Raw genomic sequence first — 23,468 nt, forward strand, 5'->3', positions numbered from 1 at the left:
GGTGGTCGTCGTGGGTCGTCGCGAGGGGGTAGCGCGACGGGGTATCGCCGGGGGGCGTCGCCAGGGGACCTCGCGGTGGGGCGGCGCCGGCGAGGGGGCTCAGTCGCGGGCGCCTCATCCCGCGCGGAAGAGCCCTGGCCGCGCGGAAGATGAGGGCGGACATCGCCCGATCAATGGTCCGTCTATACCGGTACGGCGGTATTCATCCGTCAGGCCTGCTCAGCGGAAAGCCGTTCTCGCGCCCCCACACCACCGCCTCGCTGCGCTTGTGGATGCCGATCTTGCGGTACAAGGCGGCGCCGTGATTGCGCACCGTGTTGCGCGACAGGCCGAGCTTGCGCGCGATCGCGTCGTCGCCGAGCCCCGAGCAGATCAGGTTGAGGATCTGGCGCTCGCGCACCGTCAGGTTCGGCGCCGCCCCCTCGGCGGCCTCCCGGCCGGGGCGGCGCAGGGTCGCGAGCTTCTCGATCAGCCCGCGGCTGAACCACGACGTGTCGGCCATCACGGTCTCGATCGCGTCGAACAGCTCCCGCTCGGTGTGCTTGCGCTCGGTGATGTCCTGCAGGACCAGCAGGGCGAACTCGGCATCGTTGATGGTCACGCGCTCGGCCGAGACCAGGCAGTCGAGATTCGTCCCGCTCTCGTGGCGCAGGCACACCTCGACCCCGAGGACGTAGCCGTGCCGGTCGAGGGCGGCCTCGACCTGCAGGCGCTGCTTGTCGGCGACCCACAGCCCGGCCTCGTCGAGGCTACGCCCGACGATCCGGTCCTCGCCGTGGCCGAAGACCCGGCTGAACGCCTCGTTGATGCCGGTGACCTGGAACGTGTCCGCCCGCACCAGCACGGTCGGCACCGGCGTCATCCGGAACGCCTTGGCGAAGCGCTCCTCGCTCTGGCGCAGGGCCGTCTCGGCCTTCCGGCGCAGTTCGAGGTCGGCGAAGGTGAACAGCATGCACGGCTCGTCGCCCATCGCGATCGGCTGGCCGGCGACGATCACGAACCGGCTGCCGCCGTCGGGCAGGTCGAGGCAGGCCTCCATCTGGGGGATCGTGCCGCCGGACTCGAGGCGCGCGACGGCGAGGTCGCGGTTGCGGGCGCCGGCCAGGACGTCGACCTCGTAGACGCTGCGGCCGATCACGGCGTCGCGGGTGAAGCCGGTCATCTCCAGGAAGCCGGTGTTCACCTTGACGTGGCGCAGGTCGGACAGCCGGGTGATCACCGCCGGGGCCGGGTTGGCGTTGAAGGTCCGCTCGAACCGCTCCTCGGCCTCGAACTGGTCGGAGACGTCCTTGAGGATCAGCGCGAGGCAGCTCGGCTTGCCGTCGCGGTCCGTGGCCACGAGGCTGCGCAGCGAGTGGACGAAATCCATCTCGGGCTTGTCGGCCCGGCGCACCTCGACCACGACATCGTGGAAGCGCTCGCCGGCGACGACGCGCTCGATCGGATACTGGTTGGGCGCGACGTTGTTGCGGTAGCGCAGGCAGAACCGGTCCCGGTACGCGTCCACGGTCGGCCCGAGCTCGTCGAGGCTCTCGGCGCCGTGCATCGCCAGGGCGGCGGCGTTGGCGTACGCGATGGTCTGGTCGGGCTCGACCAGGATCACGCCCTCGCTCAGGCCGGCGATGATCTGCCGGAGTTCATGCCTGTCGACGCCCGCCGTCACCGCTCTCGCACCCTATGCCGCGCGCGCTGCCCCTCCGGCAGCCGGGCACAAACGGGTTGCGCACAAGCAGGTTCCACTGCGCTCGCGTTTTACACTGGTATACCTGCATCATTGACGCTGTCGTTATCGACCAGAGATAAGTCCGCGCCCTTCCGCCGGACGTGTCGTCCGCTGCGACAATGTTTCCATCCTATCGACACGAGAGCTTCCCGTGCAGCCCGCCGACGAAAAGCGGGATCTGGCCGACGCGTCCGATCCCGTCATCTCGTATGTCCATGCGCAGCTCGGTCATCGGCTGCGGCAATACTACTCAGAGGTCGTGACGGTTGATGTCGGCTCGCGGCTCGCCGCCGTGCTGGATCGATTGTCCGCGGCCCTCGATGCAGCCGAAGCCGGCGGGCAGGTTCCCGATGCATTCAAGGACGACCTGATCGCGCTGGTGCCGCGTCTCCGGCGGTACGCCCTGTCGCTGACCTTCGATGGAGCCGAAGCGGATGATCTCGTACAGTTCACGCTGCTCAAGGCCTGGGAGCATCGCGAGCGATACGAGCCCGGCACCCGATTGGTCGCTTGGTTATTCACGATCCTGCGCAACGGCTTCATCAACGGGCGGCGCAAGAGGCGCCTCGAGATCGCGGATCCTGACGGCCTCCACGCTGCCACCGTTTCCGAACCGGCCGCACAGGATCACGCCCTCGGACTGAAGGAGGTTCAGGCCGCCATCGACCGCCTCGAGCCGGCCTATCGCGAAGCGCTCCTCCTCGTCGCCATCGACGGCCTCCCCTACGAGGCCGCCGCCGCGGTGATCGGGTGCCCCGCAGGCACGGTGAAGAGCCGGGTCAGCCGCGCGCGCGACAGACTCCTGCGGGATCTCGGAGAAGCGTGATCGGGGCGCGCTGCCCTTACCCAGCGACGCGTCGGACCTGGCTCATTCTTCCGGAGCCGGAAACTTGGGCCGCGGGAAAGGCCAACGTTCCGGAACAGCCGTGCCGCATGCAATGCCGCATGCAATGACGCCGCTCGACGATCGCGCGGACGCCTGTCCGCGAGGCGTGGCGATCATTCGAGGACTGCAACAAGCGACAGGAGGCCGCCCGACGATCCGCCGACAGGGGACCGACTGGCCCGGGCGGCGCGCTGAGCTAGGGCCGGCGCGGCGGCGTAAGGCTGAGCCTGCGCAGGGAATGCGGGGCCAAACTCCGCCACCGTCGTCCCGGAACGTCCCCGATATTCCCGCCAATCGCAGACGGAAGACCCGGCGGTGATCGCGGATGCGTGCGCCGTGCGCAATCCGACACCGGCCACCGCGGCGTCAATCCATCTTTTGATGAGGACGCGGGGGTTTGGTTTTGCTGGTAAGGCGCCTTTGTCGCTGACCGCATCCACCGGACATTCCGTCTTCCGCGCGAGGAACCTCGATGCATGCGATCGGTACGAGGCCCGAACACGCCATCCCCATGGACCAGATCGCTCCCGTCGCGTCCTCTCGCACCCGCAAGAAGCCTCATCCGGCTCTCGTCGTCGCGTCGATGGCTCTGGCCGTCGGGCTCTGGTTCGTCATCTACGAGGTATCCGGCCGCCTCATCTGGTTCTGGTAGCGGAGCCGGACGTCCATGGTCGCCCGCCCATTCGGAACAGGCAGCGATAACCGGATCGCCTTCTCCAGCGCCGCAAATTCCGTGATGCCCTTTGAAGACGCGGCGCGGCTGGCTCGGATCGGCCAGTCAATCGGATACCTCGAACGACGCCATCCTTGGATGGCGGCCTGGTGAGCCCCTTGCTGGGTCAGCCCGGGTTCCTCGATCCGGATGATCGCGATCATCGCTTTTCCGAGGCGGTTGATCCGTTGCTGATGCGGGCGTCTCTGACTGAGTTCGAGGCCTTCCGACCAAAGCTGGCGCGCGACAGCGGCCGACGGATCGTAGGACGGCTGGCATTGGCCTGATGGGGGGCTCGGAGGGAACTCTTAGCTCCTCACGACGCCCAACAACGGACACGCCGAGTCCAACAAAGCTGCCACCGTCCTCCTGTTACCCGATGAATCGATCCGTCATGCAGGTCTTCGGAGTATCCGAAAGGCTGCTGAAGCCTGTGGCGCCCACACGATCGATATGAGCCTAACGCAAAATTTTGAAAACCGATCTATAATCCCGAATGACCGGGCGACAGAGGTGCGGCCCTGTATTCTCTGAAACAGCGCCGCCATGCATCCGGCACGTCCTGGAGTCCTCCAATACGACCGCCAAGACATTATGGTCGCCACGAAACCCATCACCGCAGGCAATCGATATTCATACGACTACAAAGTCATTGATTTTACGCCTAAAACGGTTTTGCGACCACGGAGATGGGATTAATCGGCTCTATACTGCGGACGCAAATCGCATGACAGTCCGCAATACGTTCTAGCGATGCTTCGAGATAGGTTACGCGGCCTCTCGTCCTCGTCCTTCCTGTCGCCTTCCCCACACCGGACACCTAGGGCGATCATTGCGCGAGGCTTGTATCTGGGTGGTCCGGTCTCGCGACCGGGAAGCGCCTCGTGTGTCTCCGCGAATGCCGTCAGTTCAACGTCCTCATTAGCGAAAACCGGCCGCTCGGCCCCGCGCGAGTCTGCTCACGAGGCGGAAGAGCGTCCGATCAGAGCCTCGGTCTCCTCAGCCGCGTCCTGGACGAGCAGCAGGAGCCGACGGCGTTCTTCGGGATCTCGGATACGCCTGTAGGCGTACAGCAGCGCCTCGCACTGTGGATCGAGGTCGGCGCCATCCGTGGCGCTGTGAGTTCGCGCATTGGCTGCGTCGGGAGCGTAAAGGACGTCCGGTTGAACCTGAAGCGCCCCCGCGATGCGGGTCACGAGACGCCTTGCGTCATCGCCGGCCGAAGCTGAGGGGCGGCTGTCGCTGCGATTATCCCAGGAACCATCCGACCCGGCCTTCGCTTGAAGCGGCATCTTCTGTCCCATCGCTCGCTCCGCGCTGGCGCGAAAAACGCCACTTCGGCTGCTTCTTACCACAATCCATGCCGTATCCGGCACCAATTACACGCTCCGGTTGATATTGTTCTCGATATCACTTGAAGCCGGAGTGAGTGCTTTTATACATTCGCAACTGAAGGTTGGTCCCGCAGCAATCGTGAGCGTTTCGGTGCCGAAGCTCAAGCACGTTGACATCCAGACTCGCCCCACTGCATTGCAGCAGGCGTTGGACGCCGTCGAGGTAGCCGGCACCTGGGACTGGGACATCGTCTCGGACTCGGTGCGTGCCGACACGTTCGTGGCATTGATGTTCAACGTCGATCCGGACGCCGCAGCCACAGGCGTTCCGCTATCGACGTTTATGGACGGCATGCATCCGGATGATCAGGAGCATGTCCACACTTTGATCCGTCGCAGCATCGACGAAGACACCCCTTTCGTTGCCGAGTACAGGGTGCTTTCGGCTGATGGTGTTACGCGATGGGTTCTCGACCGTGGCTATACCGTTCGCGACGCATCGGGGCGTCCAGTTCGGGGACGGGGCATCATCATCGATCTGACGCGGTCGCGCACCGGCACAAGAACCGCGACAGGCGGTGAGTTGCACCCACTCTGCATGCCACCCTTAGAACGAGCAGCCGAACTCCTTCTGGCCGCGCAGCAGTCTCTCGCGCAGTTGCAGGATCCGATTCTGAAAGCTCGCGCGGATGCGCTGCTGTTGGAGGTCGGACGCAAGCTCGCTCAGCAGGAGGTTCAGGCTCGGCGCCGGCACATGAATTAAGTGCGCGTCTGATGGCTTGCTTGGGTCAGGATACTTGAACCCACAAGCGGTGAGCCGACAGCAACGCGGCTCGGGATGGGATCGCAGGGGGTGGTTACGCCGGGGCGCCGGACTCGGACGCACGGGCGTCCCGAACCGGCAGCACACACGCACACCAGCCTCCGCCGGGTGAGCCTTGAAGCGACCAATGGCCGGCTCACGCGTTGTCTGTGACAACTGTCGTTTCCCGGATTGCCCCATGCTCGCCCGATCCGCACTGCTCTTCATCGTCATGACGACGGGCGCGCAAGCCGCCGCCTTCGACGACCTGAAAGGCTACCTGGCATCCTGCCTGCGGTTCGAGATGAGCGGCGCCGGCGCGCACCGCGGCAGTCCCCTTGCGTCGAAGGTGAGGGATGCGTTGGATCGATGCTCCGACGACGTCGCGCGCCTCGAACGAGCGGATGGGCGTCGTCTGCGTGGCGATGGTGGGATCAGCCCGTCGACCAAGGAGGTGATCCGGAGCGTCGTGGGTGGCGGCGGAAACGGTATCCGCGCCGTTCGGTATTGAGGGAACGGGTCTCGGTGAGAAGACTGCCGACGTGTGTGAAAGGCCCGCGCCGGTGAACCGGGCGGGTCTTTCCAGACCCGAAGCTCAGGTGTCGAGAACGCGCGGATCCGCGATCAGAGCTGTAACGCTTTACCGCAAGAGAATGCCCGGCGCGGCCAAACCTGCGGGGCTTAAGTGGCGAAGGGTAACTGGGCCGGGACAATCGCACGCCCCCGATCATCGGTCGGATCGACCAGCGATCTGGTCGCAGGACAAAAGGAAGCGGGATTGGCCGCCGCTGGCGCGACGTTGATCCAGATAGACTCAACACAGCGAGCGTGGCGACCATGAACCAGACGGTCACAGCGATTGCATCGGCAATCCTCGCCGGCGCCCTCTTGGCGGCACCCACCGGTGCCCGGGCACAGGCCGGCGGCAGTTTCGCCAACCAAGGCTTCGGCAGCCACAACTTCGGGGCCGCAGCCGCCGGTGGCGGCGGCTTCAGCAATCAGGGCTTCGGCAATCACAACTTCGGAGCTGCAGCGGGTGGCGGCGGCTTCGCCAATCGGGGCTTTGGGAACCACAATTTCGGAGCTGCGGCGGGCGGCGGAGGCTTCGTCAACCAGGGCTTCGGCAATCACAATTTCGGAGCTGCGGCGGCCGGTGGTGGTGGGTTTGCCAACCGGGGCTTCGGCAACCCTCATATCGGCAGGCCAGGCGTCGGCCACGAGTTCCCCAATCGCGGGCTCGCCCATGACCTCGGCGCCCACCGCGGTTACGGCCTGCATCGGCATTACGGCGTGAACCGAGGCTTCTACGGACGTCCCTACGGATACGGCTACGGCTACGGACGACGCGGATATGGGCTCGGCGGGCTCGGCCTTGGAGTGGCCGTGGGAGGCCTCTACGGCGGATACGGTTATCCGGGATACGGCTACGGCTATGACGTCGGATATGGCGGCGGCTACGCGCCGGTCACCTATGGATACGACGACGTCGATTCGGATCGCACTATCGGTGATGACCGCTACTGCGCGCGTCGTTTCCGGTCCTACGATCCGCAGACCGGGACCTATCTCGGCCGGGACGGACGGCGCCATCGCTGCCGCTGATCAGGGGATCACGCGCGAGGAACGGAACCGTCTGTGCCGTGCAGACAGGGCACGGTTCCGTTTTCGAGCTTTCATTCGGGGATGACGGGTCGGACGAGCACGTCCGGATCAAGCTCAAGCTGCGACCGAGCGAAAGCCCTGCACAGCCATTCACCGCGGGGTCCAAGGTGGTCTGGCACGGGAGTGTTCACCCGGAAGCGTTTGCACCGCCCAGCCGCATACGCAGCGCCGCCTGTGGACCCGAACGCTTACGCTCGCGCTGGGACGAATGGCCGAAGCCGCTGGCTAAAGCGGCCACGCGCTTGCTGATGCCGCAGGCCACCGGCAGGGAGCCAGCGATCGCGCGGCGAGCGGCGGGCCTTCACCCCTCCCGCTTGCGCACGTCCTGCAACATGGAGCGATCGCGCGTCAGGTCTGCGACCAGCCGCCTGACCCGCCGGATCTCCGGCACATCCCTGACGACGAACTGCGTCTTTCAGCGGTGAAAGGTCGGCACGGCCGCTAGGCCTTAAACAGGCGACCGCGGCCCCCCTCGCCGAGCGAGGCCACACGCGCGAGGCGCAGCGAGCACGGCTTGCTGACAGCGCTTGGAAAGGCTTCGCCGAAGGACAGCGCGGCCCGCTGGAGTTGCGGGCTCGGGCACCCACCATGGGGTGAAATGCTGCCAACATTTATGAAAAATGCGCCGGTGGCGCTCCCAAGGGGAATCGAACCCCTGTTTTCGCCGTGAGAGGGCGACGTCCTAGACCGCTAGACGATGGGAGCTTTCCGGCGGCGCGGGGGTGCTATAGCCACGACCCGGCGGCGGAGCAAGAGCCTTCGTCAGGAAATCCGCCTCGGCGGGTCAGATCGGGTGCGGACAAGGATCGTGGTGGACAACGGTGACGTCGAAAAGGCCGGGATCGTGGCCGAGGGAGGCGTGCGGCTCGATCGAGCGCTGGTCACGCTGTTCCCGGATCTGTCCCGGGCCCGATTGCAGGATCTGATCCGCGCAGGCCATGTGAAGCGGGACGGTCTCCCGGCGCGCGATCCGGCCGCCAAAGTTGCCGCCGGCGCGTCCATCATCCTCACCGTGCCGCCTCCGGCACCGGCCGAGCCGGTGGCCGAAGCCGCAGACCTGCCGATCGTCTACGAGGATGACGATCTGATCGTCATCGACAAGCCGGCCGGCCTGGTGGTCCACCCGGCGCCGGGCCACGAGAGCGGGACGCTGGTCAACGCCCTCATCGCCCATTGCGGGGCCAGCCTGTCCGGGATCGGCGGGGTGCGCCGCCCCGGCATCGTCCATCGCCTCGACAAGGACACGAGCGGCCTGATCGTCGTCGCCAAGAACGACGCGGCGCATCAGGGCCTCACCGCGCAATTCGCCGATCACGGCCGGACCGGGCCGCTGGAACGCGCCTACGCCGCATTGGTCTGGGGCCTGCCCCAGCCGCGGGCGGGCACGATCCGGGCCAGTCTCGCCCGGTCCCGGTTCCATCGGGAAAAGATCGCCGTCGTCTCCGACGACAGCGGCCGCCATGCGGTCACGCATTATGCCGTCGCCGAGACCTATCGCGAGGCCACCCTCGTGCGGTGTCGCCTGGAAACGGGTCGCACGCATCAGATCCGCGTGCATCTCGCCCATCGCGGACATCCCCTGCTCGGGGACACGGTCTACGGGGGTGCCTTCCGCACCAAGGCGGCCCGCCTGAGTCTGGAGGCGCGTGCCGCTCTAACGGCCCTGGGACGGCAGGCGCTCCACGCGGAACTGCTCGGCTTCAGTCACCCGCGCACGGGTGAGACGCTGCGCTTCGAGAGTGCGCTGCCGACCGACATGACTGCCCTGATCCAGGCACTCCGGGCCGACGCAGGCGACCCGGCGCGCCTGTAACCGCCCCTTGCGGCGTGCGAAAGAACACCCCGTACCGCGTCACATCGTGACATGGTACGATCAAAATCGCCGGTGGCGCGTTGTTGGCGACGTGGGTGTCATCGACCGTGACCGGCTCCCCGGCGACCTGCATGAGATGGGTGGCCGGCAGGGTCGGCTCAAGAGCGGCCCGAGTAGACGGCACTGTTGTCCGTCGCGTCCGCCCGGCAGGGGGACACAGGTTCAGGAGAAAGCCATGGCCGGTACGCTTCCCGTGCTCGCCAACGAAGGTGGCCTTTCGCGCTACCTCGACGAGATTCGCAAGTTTCCGATGCTGGAGCCGTCGGAGGAATTCACCCTCGCCAAGGCTTGGCGTGATGCCGGTGACCGCGAAGCGGCGCATCGCCTGGTGACGTCGCACCTGCGCCTCGTCGCCAAGATCGCCATGGGCTATCGCGGCTACGGCCTGCCGATCGGCGAGGTCGTGTCGGAAGGCAATGTCGGCCTGATGCAGGCGGTCAAGCGCTTCGATCCCGACAAGGGGTTTCGTCTCGCCACCTATGCCATGTGGTGGATCAAGGCAGCGATCCAGGAATACATCCTGCGGTCGTGGTCTCTGGTGAAGATGGGCACGACGGCCAACCAGAAGAAGCTGTTCTTCAACCTCCGCAAGGCGAAGGGACGGATCTCCGCCCTCGATGAGGGCGATCTGAAACCCGACCAGGTGTCGCAGATCGCCACGCGCCTCGGCGTGCCCGAGCAGGACGTGATCGACATGAACCGGCGTCTGTCCGGTGACACGTCGCTCAACGCGCCCCTGCGCGAGGAGGGCGAAGGTGAGTGGCAGGACTGGCTCGTGGACAACAGCCCGAGCCAGGAGACCGTGCTCGCGCGCGAACAGGAGGGCCAGAACCGCCTTTCCGCGCTGAAGGATGCCCTCGGTGTCCTCAATGCCCGCGAGCGGCGCATCTTCGAGGCGCGACGTCTCGCCGAGGATCCGATCACGCTGGAAGATCTTTCGGGCGAGTTCGGCGTCTCCCGCGAACGCGTTCGTCAGATCGAGGTGCGGGCCTTCGAAAAGGTGCAGGAAGCGGTCAAGCGCAACATTGCCAGTCGCGAGCTGCCGCGGACCGGCATTGAAGCCCGCTGACAGCAGGTCCCCGGCGTAACTGAGCGCCGGGGACGATCCCGTTCATCACTGCCAGGCGTCGAAGGCGCTCTGCATGACCTGGGCGCCGGCGGTCCCTTTCTCGAAGGTCAGCACCGCCCGGCGACCGGAGGTGTAGCGCAGCGCGATGTCGAACCAGTTCCGATGCAGGAGCAGGTCGGTGTTGCGCTCCACGTCGTTCTGCAGCGACGACAGGCCGATCAGGAACAGGTTGTCGCGGACACGGACCGGCAGGCCCGAGACTGGCGAACCGCGGGCGCTCTGCTCATCCTTCGCTTGCAGCAATCCGACATCCTGGACCGTCCGTGCGGTGCCGCTGCTGCCGGTCTGGCTGAACGCGAGGCTCACCGTGTGGGAGGCCGGCAACGTCGTGTCGAGGTTGCGCTGGATGGTCATCACCAGCGTCAGCCCAGCCTCCGGAACGGTCACGGTCGCGACAACCGCGTTCTGAACCGGCTGCCCCTGCTCCCCGTTCACCGTCTCCAGGCGCCACGTCACCCGCCCCTGCGTGACGGTCGGCTGGCTGCTTTCTGCGCCGGCCCCTTCCTCGACGAGTTCAGCCCTCTGGGCGACCGAGACGCCCGCCTCGGCGGATGGCGCGTTGGTCCGAGACGGTACAGCACCGTCCGCGCGCGCAGGCGCCTTCGGCACCGGCGCCGCATCGCCACCGACCCGATCGCCGAACTTGGACTCGGCCTCGGACTGCTGAGAATCCGCAGTCTCCGCACCGCTGGATGGCAGATTCTGTGGGCGGTCGCGCAGCAGGAAGGCCGCGACGGCGATCAAGCCGATCACGACCGCAAGGACGCTTCCGACAAAGACGTTGCGCAGCACGCGGGAGCGCCCGGCTCGGAGCGGCACCACCTCGATGCGCGGGCGCTGGCGGCCCGATCCGACGTCTGCGGCGGCCTCGCCGGCGTCCTGCTCCTCGACCGAGGGGCGAGCCGAAGCCGCCGCCTCAGGGGGTAGCCCTTCGGGCGCAGCAGCGGCGGAGGCGCCCGGGCGCCTCGAGGTGATCGGGATCGGTGCCTCGCGCGGTCCGGACTCCGATGCGGGATCGCTATCCCGACCCGGAACTGCGAACGGCGCCTTGGCGGCAGGAAGCACCGGATCGGGCTTCGACGCGACGCTCGGCTCAGGGGGAGACGGTTCGGGGATCTCCGGCTCCGGCTGCACCGCCGGCGCGACCGCGATGGGCTCGGAGACGACCGGTGCAGGCGCCTGCACCGGAGAGGCCTGAACCGCATCGTTGGCCGGCGCAGGCAGACCGCCATGGTCGACCTCGAGCCGTTCGATCGCGGCGTCGAGGGCGCGCCGCTCGAGATCGATGTCCGCCTCGGAGAGCGGCGGGTCGAGGGAGCGCAACTGGCTGATCAGCGCGTTGCGCGCACGGTCGTAGACCGCCTTGCGCAGAGCGGGCGTTCGATCCGGTAGCGCATCGAGCGCACGCGCCAGAAGCGGATAGTAATCGGCCATAATACCCTGGTCCGCCCCTTCGGCCGCCGTCCGGCAACGCCGGTCGAAGGCCGGGGACCGATGGCCGCTCCCGCCGGACAGGTCCGGTCGCGGCCGTCGGCCGGTTTGTCGTATTCCGCCGCACGGATCGGTGCCCGCACGCCGGTTGCGCCGCATACGGCGGATCATTCGCGAGAATGAAGGCCCGGCCGCCAGCCCGTTCTAGATCAAGCCTGCGCGGACTGGATACAGGCAGCGCTGCCGGAATCACGCGTCGTCAACGGGATAGCGCGCGACGCGTCAGTCCTCGAACGGATTGTGCATGAGGATCGTGTCGTCCCGCTCGGGGGAGGTGGACAGCAGGGCGACCGGCGCCCCGATCAACTCCTCGATCCGGCGAACATACTTGATCGCCTGCGCCGGCAGGTCCGCCCAGGATCGAGCGCCTGCGGTCGTCTCCGACCAGCCCGGGATCACCTCATAGACCGGTTCGACCCGCGCCTGAGCGGCTTGGCTCGCCGGCAGATGGTCGATCGGCTGCCCATCCAGCATGTAGCCCGTGCAGACGCGGATCTCCTCGAAGCCGTCGAGGATGTCGAGCTTGGTCAGCGCGATCCCGTGAATGCCGGAGGTCCGGACCGTCTGGCGCACCAGCACGGCGTCGAACCAGCCGCAGCGGCGCTTGCGCCCGGTGTTGACGCCGAACTCGCGGCCGCGGCTGCCGATGGTCTCGCCGATCTCGTCGAACAGCTCGGTTGGGAACGGCCCCTCGCCGACCCGGGTCGTGTAGGCCTTGGCGATGCCCAGCACGTAGCCGATCGCACCCGGGCCAAGGCCCGAGCCCGTCGCCGCCTGCGCGGCCACGATGTTGGAGGAGGTGACGAACGGATAGGTGCCGTGATCGACGTCGAGCAGCGCGCCCTGCGCGCCCTCGAACAGGATGCGCTTGCCGGCCCGCCGCTCCTCGTCGAGCAGCGCCCAGACGGTGTCGGCGAAAGGCAGGATCTTCGGCGCAATGGCCTTCAGCTCCGACAGCAGCGCCTCGGCATTGACCTCGTCGATCCCGAGGCCGCGCCGCAGGGCGTTGTGATGGGTCAGCACGCGCTCGATCTTGGCCGGCAAGGCGTCGGGATCGGCAAGATCGACGACCCGGATCGCCCGGCGCCCGACCTTGTCCTCGTAGGCCGGCCCGATACCGCGCTTGGTGGTGCCGATCTTCAGGCCGGCATTGGCGGTCTCGCGGAAATGATCCAGCTCCCGGTGGAGCGGCAGGATCAGCGTGGCGTTGTCGGCGATCCGCAGGGACGCGGGGGAGACCTCCACACCCTGGGCCTTGATCCGGTCGATCTCGTCCACGAGATGCCAGGGATCGACCACGACGCCGTTGCCGATGACCGAGAGCTTGCCGCCGCGGACCACGCCCGAGGGCAGCAGCGCCAGCTTGTAGGTGACGCCGTCGATGACGAGCGTATGGCCGGCATTATGCCCACCCTGAAACCGGACGACGATGTCGGCCTGCTCGGAGAGCCAGTCGACGATCTTGCCCTTGCCTTCGTCGCCCCACTGGGCGCCCACAACGACGACGTTGGCCATGCCTGCCTGCTTACCCGCGACGGAAACCGGGACGGCGCCGCCCACGGGTGCAGGCGGCGCACGTCGTGTGCCGTTTCCGCGATCCAGCCAGCGAAATCAAGCAAGACACCGCACGGGCGACCCGTTCTGCGGTTCGGCGATAGGCCCGGCGCGACTACTTGGCCTCGGTTCCGGGCGTCCGGCCCGGGAGTTCGTGCGGCTTGATGACCGGCATGGTCCCGGACTGATCGGGCTTCACTACGGTCCCGGTCGTCCCGGAATCCGGTGGCTTGATGACCCCGTCGTTCTTCTGAAGTTTGTCGCTGAGCGACTGATCCTGCGGCGGCGCATCCGCGTTCGGGCGCACGCGCTCGGGCGGCGTCGGAGACGGGCTGGGTGTCTGAGCATAGGCGGGCACCGCCGCCAGGGTCGCCGCGAAGGCGGCGATCAGGATCTTCTTCGGCATGAGAGCCTCCCCGGTTCGGGATACGAATTCGGGGAGGAACAGTCGGAGACGGAATCCGTTCCTGCGGGCCTGGAAGGCCGGAGGGTCCACCTGTGGACGGTATCCGGGCAACCGATGGGCTTCAGCCCCGACGCGCGGCCTCGATGTACAGGTCCCGCAGGCGCCGGGTCAGCGGCCCCGGACGCCCCTCGCCGATGGCGCGGCCGTCGATCTCGATGACCGGCATGACGAAGGCCGAGGCGCTGGTGTAGAAGGCCTCCTGTGCCGCGTAGGCCTCCTCGACCGGAATCAGCCGCTCCTCGATCCGCAGATCCGCCTCCTGGGCGAGGCGCAGGACCGACGCCCGGGTGATGCCCGGCAGGAGCGCCGTGGAGAGCGGCCGGGTGACGAGCACGCGGTCGCGGCTGACGATGAACGCGGTCGAGGACGACCCTTCGGTCACCGCGCCATCCTCGACCATCCACGCCTCGGCGACGCCGGCCTCGGCCGCCTGCTGCTTGGCGAGCACCTGCGCCAGCAGGGCCACCGATTTGATGTCCCGCCGCTTCCAGCGCAGATCCTCGACGGTGATCACCCGGGCGCCGCTCTCGACAAGCGGGTTGGCGAGCACGGTCTTGGCCTGCGTGAACATCATCACGGTGGGCTCGGTGCCGGCCTTCGGGAAGGCGAAGTCGCGCTCGGCCACACCCCGGGTCACCTGCATGTAGACCAGCCCCTCGGTGACGCCGTTGCGGGCGACGAGTTCGGTCTGCAGGCGCTCCCAGCTTGCCGCATCGTGCGGATTGCGAATGCCGATCTCACCGAGGGAACGGTCGAGGCGGGCGAGATGCGCGGCGTTGTCGACGAGCTTGCCGTCGATGATCGCCGAGACCTCGTAGATGCCGTCCGCGAACAGGAAGCCGCGATCCATGATCGGCACGCGCGCCTCCTCGTAGGGGAGGAACTGGCCGTTGAGGTAGACGATGCGGGGAGCGGTCACGGAGAGCTGTCCTGTGTTCGTCGCGGGCCCAAGCAGGAATCGTGCGGGATGCTCAGCGGTCGCCGAACACCCGCCCGAAAATCGTGTCCACGTGCTTGAAGTGGTAGTCGAGATCGAAGCACGCCTCGATCTGTTCGGGCGCGAGCGCTGCGGCGACCTCCGGGTCCGCCTTGAGCAGGGCCAGGAAATCGCCCTCGCCGCGCCAGACCGGCATCGCGTTGCGCTGGACCAGCCGGTAGGAATCCTCGCGGGACACGCCGGCCTGGGTGAGCGCGAGAAGCACGCGCTGCGAGTGGATCAGGCCGCCGAGCCGGTCGAGGTTCTTCTGCATGTTGGCCGGGTAGACCAGCAGCTTCTCCATGACCCCGGTCATGCGGGCCAGAGCGAAGTCGAGGGTCACGGTGGCGTCGGGGCCGATCATCCGCTCGACGGAGGAGTGCGAGATGTCGCGCTCATGCCAGAGGGCGACGTTCTCCAGCGCCGGGGTAACGTAGCCGCGCACCATCCGGGCGAGGCCGGTGATGTTCTCGGTGAGGACCGGGTTGCGCTTGTGCGGCATGGCCGAGGAGCCCTTCTGCCCCTCGGAGAAGAACTCTTCCGCCTCCAGAACCTCGGTGCGCTGCAGGTGCCGGATCTCGATCGCCAGGCGCTCCAGGGACGAGGCGACGACGCCGAGGGTGGCAAAGAACATCGCGTGCCGGTCGCGCGGGATCACCTGGGTGGAGACCGGCTCGGCGGTCAGGCCCATCTTCTCGGCAACGTACTGCTCCACCCGCGGGTCGATATTGGCGAAGGTGCCGACCGCCCCGGAGATGGCGCAGGTGGCGACCTCCTCGCGGGCCGCGACGAGGCGGCGGCGGTTGCGCTCGAACTCGGCATAGGCCTGGGCGAGCTTCAACCCGAAGGTGACCGGCTCGGCATGGATGCCGTGCGATCGGCCGATGGTGGGGGTCAGCTTGTGCTCGAAGGCCCGGGCCTTGAGGGCGGCGAGGAGCGAATCGACGTCGGCGATCAGGATGTCGGCGGCGCGCACCAACTGGACGTTGAGGCAGGTGTCGAGCACGTCCGACGAGGTCATGCCCTGGTGGACGAAGCGCGCCTCCGGACCGACGATTTCGGCGAGATGGGTGAGGAAGGCGATGACATCGTGCTTCGTCACCGCCTCGATCGCGTCGATGCGGGCGACGTCGAAGACCGCGTCCTTACCCTTGGCCCAGATCGTCTCGGCCGCCTCCTTTGGGACGACGCCGATCTCGGCGAGCGCCGTGGTGGCGTGAGCCTCGATCTCGAACCAGATCCGGAAGCGGCTCTCGGGCGACCAGATCGCCGTCATCGCGGGGCGGCTGTAGCGGGGGATCATGGGGGCCTCGGCACGGTCCGTATTGCGTGCGAGGCCGGTAGCATGCGCCGGCCCGGCCGCTCAATGCGCATCGGCCATGACGGGACGGCAACGGATGTGGACCGTCGGCAACAGCGGGATCAGTCGATCCGCACCCAGCCCTGGCCCATCAGGCGCTCCTGCGGGCGGAAACGGGACTTGTAGTCCATCTTCCGCGACCCCTCGACCCAATAGCCGAGATAGAGATACGGCAGGCCGAGCCGTTGGGCCCGGCGGATATGGTCGAGGATCATGAAGGTCCCGGGGGAGCGCGCGGCTTCGGCGGGATCGTAGAACGAGTACACCATCGACAGCCCGTCGGAGAGGACGTCCGTCAGGCAGAAGGCGAGCGGCGCCCCGGAGCCGCGGCCGGTGACCGCCGTGTCCGGCCCGTGCCGCCGGTACGACACCAGATGCGTGTCGACGTGGCTGTCCTCGACCATCATGGCGTAGTCGAGCACGGTCATGTCGACCATGCCGCCGTCGCCGTGGCGGGCGTCGAGGTAGCGGCGGAACAGGGCGTACTGCTCCGAGGCGGGCCGGTTCGGCTCCGGCGTGCCGATCCAGTCGGCGCTCCGCGCCAGGATGCGTCTCTGGCTGGCGCTCGGCACGAATTCATCGACCACGACACGCACCGAGATGCACGCGCGGCAGGTCTCGCAGGCGGGACGGTAGGCGATCGTCTGCGAGCGACGGAAGCCGCCCTGGGTCAGGATCTCGTTGAGGTCGCGGGCGCGCCGCCCGACCAAGTGGGTGAAGACCTTCCGCTCCTCCTGTCCCGGCAGGTACGGGCACGGCGAGGGGGCCGTGAGGTAGAATTGCGGTGTGTCGCGCGGATGGCTGGTCACGCTTCTCACAGGCCCTGCGCCGGGTTCGTCCTCTCGGCGCCGGCATGTCAATGTACAGGCGACCGGCCAAGGCTCAATGGCCCGACCGGTCGCACCGTCAGATTTTCATCGCCGGGTTCGACGCTCAGCGGGCGTGGACGACGGCCAGGCCGAGCAGCAGGTCGTGACCGAGACGCCGGTCCGACCGCATCAGGCCGAACGCGATGTCGACGCACCAGAGCAGGAAGGTCGAGATCGCCACGTAAAACAACAGCGCGTGGACCGCGGCCGTGATCACGTCGACCCGCGCGCCGCTCTCGGGTGCGATGGTGCGCAGGCCCATCAACCGCTGGCCGATCGTGCTCTGCTTCGACCCGCCCACCGTGATCGCGCTATAGATGATGCCGCTCGCCGGCAGCACCGCGAACAGGGTCCAGCCGAGGCCGAACGTGACCACGCCGATCACGGTGATCAGCAAAGTCAGCAGGGCCGTGAAGCCGAAGATGAACAGGATATCGAGGAGATAGGCGACCGTCCGGCCGCCGAGACTCGCCCGCACGAACGGAACCGGCAGCGACGCCGCATAGCCGGGTGCCGTGTCGAAGCGCTGCGCGTATCCGGGTTGGGGGTTCTGCATGATGTCGCGTCCTGCCAGCGAGGCTGCGGGCGAGAAGGTGGGTGCGCGCCGCTCAGGCCGCAAGAGGATGCGTTTGCCCGGCCTCGGCTTCGCGCTGCTGCAGGACTGCCTTACCGTCCGGCCGGGTCGCCGGCCGCGGCGTCCGGCGTGTCGAGATAGAATCGCCTCAGCATGTAGAGCGCGGGCCCCGACAGGGTCGTCCCCTCAGTGGCGAGGGCCACGAGGGTCGTCCCGGCATCGAACCGGCAGGTCAGCCAGTGCGGCCGGGTCCCGTCGGAATAATCGACCCGGACCGAATTCGCCGTCGGTCCCGGCGCCGCTCGCAAGAGCCGGATCCCAGGTTGCGGCGCCACGGCCGGCAACGCCCGCCGGCAGGTGGCGACGCGATCCCGGCGCAGGGTGTCCTGACAGGCGGCGAGCCCGCCGAGAAAGCCGGCGACGACCGCGGCCCCGAGGAGCCAGCGGTGCCCGCGTGTCACGGATGGCTGCGCAGGCGCTCCGCGACCCGCGGCGCATGATAGGTGAGGACGCCGTCGGCTCCGGCCCGCTTGAAGGCGAGGAGCGCCTCGACCATCGCGCGGTCGCCGTCGAGCCAGCCGTTCCGGGCGGCCGCCTCGATCATCGCGTACTCGCCGGACACCTGGTAGGCGAAGGTCGGGACCTGGAACTCCTCGCGGACCCGGCGGATGATGTCGAGATAGGGCAGGCCCGGCTTGACCATCACCGAATCGGCGCCCTCGTCGAGGTCGAGGCGGACCTCGCGCAGGGCCTCGGACGAGTTGCCCGGATCCATCTGGTAGGTGCGCTTGTCGCCCACGAGGGCGGCCTTGGTGCCGATCGCGTCGCGGAACGGCCCGTAGAACGCACTGGCATACTTGGCCGCGTAGGCCATGATCTGCACGTCGAGGAACCCCGCCCTGTCGAGGCCGGCGCGGATCGCGCCCACGCGCCCGTCCATCATGTCGGAGGGGGCGATGATGTCGGTGCCGGCCTCGGCCTGGATCAGGCTCTGCTCGACGAGGACCGCGACGGTCTCGTCGTTGAGGACCGCGCCGTCCTTCATCAGGCCGTCATGGCCGTGGCTGGTGTAGGGATCGAGCGCCACGTCGGTCATGATCCCGACCTCGGGCACGGCCCGCTTCACGGCCCGCACCGCCCGGCAGACGAGATTGTTGGCGTTGAGCGCCTCCGAGCCGGTCGGGTCGCGCAGCGCCACATCCGTGTAGGGGAAGAACGAGATGGCCGGAATGCCGAGGCGCGCCGCGCGCTCCGCGTCGCGGACGACCTCGTCCACCGAGAGCCGCTCGACCCCGGGCATGGAGGCGATCGGCTCGCGCCGGCCTTCGCCCTCGATCACGAACATCGGCCAGATCAAATCGTCGACCGTCAGGGTATGCTCGCGGACCAGCCGGCGCGACCATTCCGATTTTCGGTTGCGGCGCGGGCGCTGGGTGATCTTGAGACCCTCCACGCGGGCGCCCTCGCGGGCGGCCTCCACGGCGAGAGGGCGCGGCTCTGGCAGGGTGTCTGACATGCGGCTTCGCTACCGTTCGCGCGGACCACGCCGCGGATCGCGCGGCGCCCCTGCGCCGGAGGCGTTCGACTACCACACCGGACCTGTGCGGCGAAACCCGACCGTTGACGCAGGACGGCGGAACGGCTTCAACCCGGCGCGTTGCGTTCCCGAAGACCAGGATCCTGTTCCCTGTCCATGAGCCGGCCCATCATCTCCGCGAGTCACCGATAGTGCCCGGCTATTTTCCGATCCGGCGCAGGACGCCCCGGCCCGGGGGGATCCCCAGCGACCGGATCGAGCGCGTCCAGGGGCCGGCACCCGGCACGTGGGATACGGTGCTGATCTGGTTCATGCGGCTCACGGCCCTCGTCTGGCTGCTCAAGAGCGTCTTCGCCTGGGCGACCATCCTCGACGTCGTGCCGGGTGTCCGCCCCTTCGAGGCCGAGCCCTTCGGCCGCCAATCCGCCATCGTCTACTTCGCGGTGATCGATGCCGCCGCGGCGATCGGCCTGTGGCTGACGAGCGCCTGGGGCGGCGTCATCTGGCTGCTCGCCGTCACGTCGGCGATGACGCTGGCGGTTCTGACACCGCAACTCTTGCCGTTATCGGTGCCGCTGCTCGTATTCGGGGGCTGCGTCGTGACGTTGTACTTCCTGCTGTCCTGGCTGGCGGCGCAGGAAGCACGGTGAACGAACCGTTCTTATCTTCATTCAGTTTGTCTTTACCGCGAAGAGTAAATCGCGAATTCATCCTGTCGCTTAAATCGCCTTTCATTCCCGAGCCCTAGCTTAGCCATCATCAACGGCGCCGCATCGAACGGGTGCCGGATCATCGGATGGCGAGGCAGAGATGAAGACCCAGAACGCCCGAGTCGCGCAGATCGAAGCTTCCGAGGAAGGCTTGGGCGCGAAGGGCTCCTACCTGGAGGCGCTCCACCTCGTGGAACGGCTGCACCGCCGCCTGCTCGACGTGATCAAGGACGAGTTCGAGCGCCGCGGCCGCGAGGACGTCAACAGCGTCCAGGCGCTGCTGCTGTACAACATCGGCGACAAGGAACTGACCGCGAGCGAGCTGCGGACCAAGGGGTACTATCTCGGCTCCAACGTCTCCTACAACGTGAAGAAGCTGGTCGAGGCGGGCTACCTCCACCATGCCCGCTCGAAGACGGACCGGCGCTCCGTGCGGATCAGCCTGACCGACAAGGGCCGTCAGGTCCACGAGATCATCCAGGGGCTGTACGACAAGCATGCCCGGACGATCACGCCGATCGGTGGGATCTCCGAGGACGATTTCGCCCGCCTGAATCAGGCGCTCGGCCGCCTGGAGCGCTTCTGGACCGACCAGATCCGCTACCGCCTCTGAGGCTCAGAGGTTGAGGAGCCCGGCAACCCCGGCGATCACCGCATAGGCGAAGCCGGCATTGATGGCGACGCCGAACACGCCGATGACGAGGCCGCCCAGCACGACGAGACCGTCGCGCTCGACGAGGCCGAGCCCGACCAGGCAGACGGCGAGACCGAGCGGGATCTGCCCGACGATGGGCGCGGCCACGATCAGCGCCAGCGCCAGGGCCAGCAGGACGATCCCCATGCCGCGCATGCCGAGCGCGGTCTCGAAGACGCTGACGCGGGGGCGCGACCAGCGCTCCAGGCGGCGCAGGATCGGCACCGCGCGGGTCACAGCGCGCCGGACATCCGTCAAGGCGATGGAGCGGCCCAGCAGCATCCGCGGCAGCCACGGTGCCGACATGCCGGCGGCGATCTGGATCGCCACGAGCAGCAGGAGCAGGCCGCAAATCAGTGGGATCGGCGGCGGCATCGGCAGGCAATTCGGCAGCCCCAGCAGGACCACGAGCAGCGCGAAGGCGCGATCCCGTAGGACCGCGACGATGTCGCCCACGGTGAGGCGCTCGCCCTCCTGGCTCGCCAGCACGGTGAGGACGTCCGACGTTCGTGCACCGGAGGTCAAGGATCTGCCAACCTTCGCTAACCCGCGGGGGCTCTAGCCGAGAACATCTGGCACGCCAAGCACGGCGGATTCGCGACAGCGCGATGGCGGCCGGCAGGTGGCCGCGCACCGCGCCGCGCCCGGCAGCCCGGCCAAGCATTCCCAAAGTCTCAGCGCACGCCGGCGGACATGCGGCACGCTTTTGCCGGGCTTCCGGATCATGGCGCCAACAAATCCGGGGATGACATCGCGCCAATCGATGCAAAAAGGTTAATTTTATCTTAAACCGATCCTTCGAGTCCGGAGGATTGATCGTGCAAAGCCATCGCACAGCCTCAAAGATCCATGCGCGAAGGCCAACGACTCTGATTCTTCTGGCAGGCATCGTGGGTTTTGCTTCAACGGCGCACGCCAGCGAGATCGACACGCTGCTGTTCGGCAGCCTCGACGCGGGCGGCGACACGTTCCTGACCCTCGGCGCGAAGGTCGGCCTCACCTCTCTCGCGCAGGAGGGTTTCGTCGCGCTGGCGACCGTCGGCGGCGGACGGCGCACGGAAAGCGGCGCGGACGGTCCCCGCGAACGGTACACCGTCGCCGCCGCCGCACTCGCCGGGCATCAGTGGTTTTTCGACTGGGGCGTGGTCGCGGCCTATGCCGGCCTCGAGACCACGAGTGAGATGCTGATCGCAGGGCCGACACGCGACGCCCTGCCGACCCGCTTCGGCCTGCGCCTGCAGGGCGAGGTCTGGGCACGTCCGACCGCTGCGACGCTGCTTCAGGCGACCGCCGTCGCGGGCTCGGCCCGGGACAGCCTCTGGGCGCGCCTCGCCTGGGGCTATCGCCTCTGGGAGACCTATCTCGGCCCAGAGGCGGCGCTCTACACCGACGCGACCGGCTACGCGAAGTGGAGCCTCGGCCTGCACGGGACCGACTTCGCCCTCGGCCGGTACAGCCTCCGCGCGTCGGTGGGCCTTCAGACCGAGTCGCGCCGGGCCCGGGCTTGTCCCTACGTGACGCTGTCGGTCTGGTCGCCCCTCTGATCGGCGCTCGGCCGGGCCTCGAGGGCATCGAGGAAGGCGGCCGCGTCGCGGCGGATCTCGGCGCGGCGCTTGTCGCCGAATCCGCGCAGGGTCCGGTACGGCATCGCCAAGCGCTGATTGCCGGCCAGCCGCTCCTCGTTCTCGATCAGGAAGTTCCAGTAGAGATAGTTGAACGGACAGGCCTCGGGCCCGGACTTGACCTTCACGTCGTAGGCGCAGGACGCGCAGTAATCGGACATCCGGTCGATATAGGCGCCCGAGGCCGCATAGGGCTTGGAGCCCATCACGCCGCCATCGGCCCACAGAACCATGCCGTGAACGTTGGGCAACTCGACCCATTCGTAGGCGTCGGCGAAGACGATCAGGTACCATTCCTCCACCTGCGCCGGGTCGAGGCCGGCGATGAGGGCGAAGTTGCCGGTCACCATCAGGCGCTGGATGTGGTGGGCGTAGGCGTGGGCGCGCGTCTCGGTGACCACCTGCGCGACGCAGTTCAGCGCCGTTTCCCCCGACCAGTAGAACCACGGCAGGTCGCGGCGCGCGCCGAGGGCATTGGTGTCCCGGTAGGCGGGCATCCGCGCCCAGTAGAGGCCGCGCACGTATTCCCGCCAGCCGAGGATCTGCCGGATGAAGCCCTCGACGCAGTGGAGCGGCGCCGCACCGTCGCGGTAGGCGCGCTCGGCCGCCCAGCAGACCTCCTCGGCGGTAAGCAGGCCGGCGTTGAGGGCGGGCGACAGGAGGGCGTGGTACAGGAAGGGCGCGCCGGTCTTCATTGCGTCCTGATAGTCGCCGAAGGTCGGAAGGGCCTCGGCCAGGAAGTGCCGGAGCGCCGCGAGGGCGTCGGCCCGGGTCACCGGCCAGGAGAAGCCGGAGAGATCGCCGAAATGGTCGCCGAATTCCGCCTCGACGAGGGCGATGGCCTCGCGCGTCACGGAATCGGGCTGGAAGCCGATCCGGTCCGGCGGACGATGCCCCTTGGGCAGGCGCTTGCGGTTCTCGGGATCGTAATTCCAGCGGCCGCCGGCGGGCTCGCCGCCATCCATCAGAAGGCCGGTCCGACGCCGCATGCCCCGGTAGAAGGTCTCCATCCGCAGGTGATGCCGGCCGTCTGCCCATTTCGCGAAATCCTCACGCGGACACAGGAAACGGTTGTCGGCGCGGATCTCGAGCGGCATCGGCAGGCTCTCGCGCCAATCCTGCATCATTTCCCAGACGCGCCACTCGCCCGGTTCGGTGACGACGATCCGCTCCGGCCGATGCCGCGCGACGGCGCGCTCCAGTTCGCCGGTGAAACTACCGGTATTGCCCGCCTCGGTGAGGCGCACGTAGTCGACGGTGATCCCCTCCGCCTCCAACTCGGCCGCGAAGTGGCGCATGGCCGCGAACAGGAAGGCGATCTTCTGCTTGTGATGGCGGACATAGGTCGCCTCGTCCCGGACCTCGACCATCAGCACCACGTCGCATTCGGGGTCGAGGTCGACGAGGCTCGAGACCCGGCGCGTCAGCTGATCGCCGAGGACGAAGCGCAGCGTGCCGCGCGGTGCGGCGGCGCCGCGGCGTTTTCCGGCCATC

At 67.7% G+C, this 23,468-nt stretch carries 24 protein-coding genes, 1 tRNA gene and 1 pseudogene; 11 read left to right on the forward strand and 15 right to left on the reverse strand.

The genetic code is table 11. The features are described from left to right. Positions 1–202: 202 nt before the first annotated feature. A complete protein-coding gene (locus PQI07_RS04645; protein WP_043759706.1) occupies positions 203–1,663 on the reverse strand; it encodes a helix-turn-helix transcriptional regulator in 1,461 nt (486 codons plus the stop codon). 211 nt (positions 1,664–1,874) lie between these two features. On the opposite strand from PQI07_RS04645, the gene PQI07_RS04650 reads away from it, so the two are divergent. The 3 genes from PQI07_RS04650 to PQI07_RS04660 all read left to right on the forward strand — a co-directional run bounded on the left by PQI07_RS04650 (position 1,875) and on the right by PQI07_RS04660 (position 3,608). Continuing rightward, positions 1,875–2,549, forward strand: a complete 675-nt coding sequence (locus PQI07_RS04650) for a sigma-70 family RNA polymerase sigma factor (protein ID WP_043350230.1) — start codon at positions 1,875–1,877, stop codon at positions 2,547–2,549. 532 nt (positions 2,550–3,081) lie between these two features. After that, complete coding sequence (locus PQI07_RS04655; protein WP_187294338.1) at positions 3,082–3,261, forward strand: hypothetical protein; 180 nt, start codon at positions 3,082–3,084, stop codon at positions 3,259–3,261. Between the two features lie 170 nt (positions 3,262–3,431). Beyond that, complete coding sequence (locus PQI07_RS04660; protein ID WP_274926154.1) at positions 3,432–3,608, forward strand: hypothetical protein; 177 nt, start codon at positions 3,432–3,434, stop codon at positions 3,606–3,608. Positions 3,609–4,280: 672 nt separating this feature from the next. Here the strand turns inward: PQI07_RS04660 and PQI07_RS04665 are convergent. After that, positions 4,281–4,697: a hypothetical protein gene (locus PQI07_RS04665; RefSeq protein WP_274926155.1), complete on the reverse strand. Its 417-nt coding sequence runs from the start codon at positions 4,695–4,697 to the stop codon at positions 4,281–4,283. Positions 4,698–4,806: 109 nt separating this feature from the next. Here PQI07_RS04665 and PQI07_RS04670 point away from each other — a divergent pair, with 109 nt between their 5' ends. From PQI07_RS04670 to PQI07_RS04680, 3 genes are all read left to right on the forward strand, one after another. After that, positions 4,807–5,418: a PAS domain-containing protein gene (locus tag PQI07_RS04670; RefSeq protein ID WP_274926156.1), complete on the forward strand. Its 612-nt coding sequence runs from the start codon at positions 4,807–4,809 to the stop codon at positions 5,416–5,418. 238 nt (positions 5,419–5,656) lie between these two features. Further along, on the forward strand, positions 5,657–5,968 hold the full coding sequence (locus PQI07_RS04675) for a hypothetical protein (protein WP_274926157.1): 312 nt from the start codon (positions 5,657–5,659) through the stop codon (positions 5,966–5,968). Between the two features lie 326 nt (positions 5,969–6,294). Beyond that, positions 6,295–7,059 carry a BA14K family protein gene (locus PQI07_RS04680; RefSeq protein ID WP_274926158.1) on the forward strand — a complete coding sequence of 255 codons (765 nt, stop codon included), beginning with the start codon at positions 6,295–6,297 and terminating at the stop codon, positions 7,057–7,059. 211 nt (positions 7,060–7,270) lie between these two features. On the opposite strand, the pseudogene PQI07_RS04685 reads toward PQI07_RS04680, so the two are convergent. Together PQI07_RS04685 and PQI07_RS04690 are read right to left on the reverse strand one after the other, a co-directional pair. Then, positions 7,271–7,552, reverse strand: a pseudogene (locus PQI07_RS04685) (IS3 family transposase); the annotation flags it as partial. Positions 7,553–7,748: 196 nt separating this feature from the next. Continuing rightward, positions 7,749–7,824: transfer RNA gene (locus PQI07_RS04690), tRNA-Glu, on the reverse strand. Positions 7,825–7,927: 103 nt separating this feature from the next. Between PQI07_RS04690 and PQI07_RS04695 the strand changes: the two genes are divergently transcribed. Next, positions 7,928–8,932: an RluA family pseudouridine synthase gene (locus PQI07_RS04695; protein ID WP_274926159.1), complete on the forward strand. Its 1,005-nt coding sequence runs from the start codon at positions 7,928–7,930 to the stop codon at positions 8,930–8,932. Between the two features lie 235 nt (positions 8,933–9,167). After that, on the forward strand, positions 9,168–10,061 hold the full coding sequence (gene rpoH, locus PQI07_RS04700; protein WP_043350239.1) for an RNA polymerase sigma factor RpoH: 894 nt from the start codon (positions 9,168–9,170) through the stop codon (positions 10,059–10,061). Positions 10,062–10,106: 45 nt separating this feature from the next. On the opposite strand, the gene PQI07_RS04705 is transcribed toward rpoH, so the two are convergent. The 9 genes from PQI07_RS04705 to hemB all read right to left on the reverse strand — a co-directional run bounded on the left by PQI07_RS04705 (position 10,107) and on the right by hemB (position 18,927). Then, positions 10,107–11,555 (reverse strand): histidine kinase, encoded by a 1,449-nt coding sequence (locus tag PQI07_RS04705; protein WP_274926160.1) that lies wholly within the window; start codon positions 11,553–11,555, stop codon positions 10,107–10,109. A 279-nt stretch (positions 11,556–11,834) separates the two neighbouring features. After that, positions 11,835–13,127: an adenylosuccinate synthase gene (locus PQI07_RS04710; RefSeq protein WP_043350287.1), complete on the reverse strand. Its 1,293-nt coding sequence runs from the start codon at positions 13,125–13,127 to the stop codon at positions 11,835–11,837. 154 nt (positions 13,128–13,281) lie between these two features. Next, complete coding sequence (locus PQI07_RS04715; RefSeq protein WP_043350288.1) at positions 13,282–13,572, reverse strand: hypothetical protein; 291 nt, start codon at positions 13,570–13,572, stop codon at positions 13,282–13,284. A gap of 121 nt (positions 13,573–13,693) precedes the next feature. Beyond that, positions 13,694–14,551, reverse strand: coding sequence for a D-amino-acid transaminase (locus tag PQI07_RS04720; RefSeq protein ID WP_043381611.1), 858 nt, complete (start codon positions 14,549–14,551; stop codon positions 13,694–13,696). 52 nt (positions 14,552–14,603) lie between these two features. After that, positions 14,604–15,911 carry an adenylosuccinate lyase gene (purB, locus tag PQI07_RS04725; protein ID WP_043760520.1) on the reverse strand — a complete coding sequence of 436 codons (1,308 nt, stop codon included), beginning with the start codon at positions 15,909–15,911 and terminating at the stop codon, positions 14,604–14,606. Positions 15,912–16,030: 119 nt separating this feature from the next. Continuing rightward, complete coding sequence (locus PQI07_RS04730) at positions 16,031–16,777, reverse strand: arginyltransferase (protein WP_274926161.1); 747 nt, start codon at positions 16,775–16,777, stop codon at positions 16,031–16,033. A gap of 124 nt (positions 16,778–16,901) precedes the next feature. Further along, positions 16,902–17,393, reverse strand: a complete 492-nt coding sequence (locus PQI07_RS04735; protein ID WP_043350249.1) for an RDD family protein — start codon at positions 17,391–17,393, stop codon at positions 16,902–16,904. A 110-nt stretch (positions 17,394–17,503) separates the two neighbouring features. Next, positions 17,504–17,872, reverse strand: coding sequence for a hypothetical protein (locus tag PQI07_RS04740; protein WP_075381448.1), 369 nt, complete (start codon positions 17,870–17,872; stop codon positions 17,504–17,506). Next, positions 17,869–18,927: a porphobilinogen synthase gene (hemB, locus tag PQI07_RS04745; RefSeq protein ID WP_274926162.1), complete on the reverse strand. Its 1,059-nt coding sequence runs from the start codon at positions 18,925–18,927 to the stop codon at positions 17,869–17,871. The genes PQI07_RS04740 and hemB overlap by 4 nt, the downstream gene beginning before the upstream one ends. Before the next feature lie 212 nt (positions 18,928–19,139). Here hemB and PQI07_RS04750 point away from each other — a divergent pair, with 212 nt between their 5' ends. Both PQI07_RS04750 and ldtR read left to right on the forward strand, forming a co-directional pair. Beyond that, positions 19,140–19,598, forward strand: a complete 459-nt coding sequence (locus PQI07_RS04750) for a DUF6163 family protein (protein ID WP_043381621.1) — start codon at positions 19,140–19,142, stop codon at positions 19,596–19,598. Between the two features lie 160 nt (positions 19,599–19,758). Further along, positions 19,759–20,271 (forward strand): transcriptional regulator LdtR, encoded by a 513-nt coding sequence (gene ldtR, locus PQI07_RS04755; protein ID WP_274926163.1) that lies wholly within the window; start codon positions 19,759–19,761, stop codon positions 20,269–20,271. 3 nt (positions 20,272–20,274) lie between these two features. On the opposite strand, the gene PQI07_RS04760 is transcribed toward ldtR, so the two are convergent. Then, a complete protein-coding gene (locus tag PQI07_RS04760) occupies positions 20,275–20,877 on the reverse strand; it encodes an exopolysaccharide biosynthesis protein (RefSeq protein ID WP_210274666.1) in 603 nt (200 codons plus the stop codon). A 365-nt stretch (positions 20,878–21,242) separates the two neighbouring features. Between PQI07_RS04760 and bcsS the strand changes: the two genes are divergently transcribed. After that, complete coding sequence (gene bcsS, locus PQI07_RS04765; RefSeq protein WP_274926164.1) at positions 21,243–21,896, forward strand: cellulose biosynthesis protein BcsS; 654 nt, start codon at positions 21,243–21,245, stop codon at positions 21,894–21,896. Here bcsS and PQI07_RS04770 read toward each other — a convergent pair. Further along, positions 21,863–23,467, reverse strand: a complete 1,605-nt coding sequence (locus PQI07_RS04770; RefSeq protein ID WP_075381445.1) for a cryptochrome/photolyase family protein — start codon at positions 23,465–23,467, stop codon at positions 21,863–21,865. The genes bcsS and PQI07_RS04770 overlap by 34 nt on opposite strands. Position 23,468: the final 1 nt, after the last annotated feature.

The sequence above is a fragment of the Methylobacterium sp. 092160098-2 genome (assembly GCF_028920805.1).
Lineage (GTDB): Bacteria > Pseudomonadota > Alphaproteobacteria > Rhizobiales > Beijerinckiaceae > Methylobacterium > Methylobacterium fujisawaense.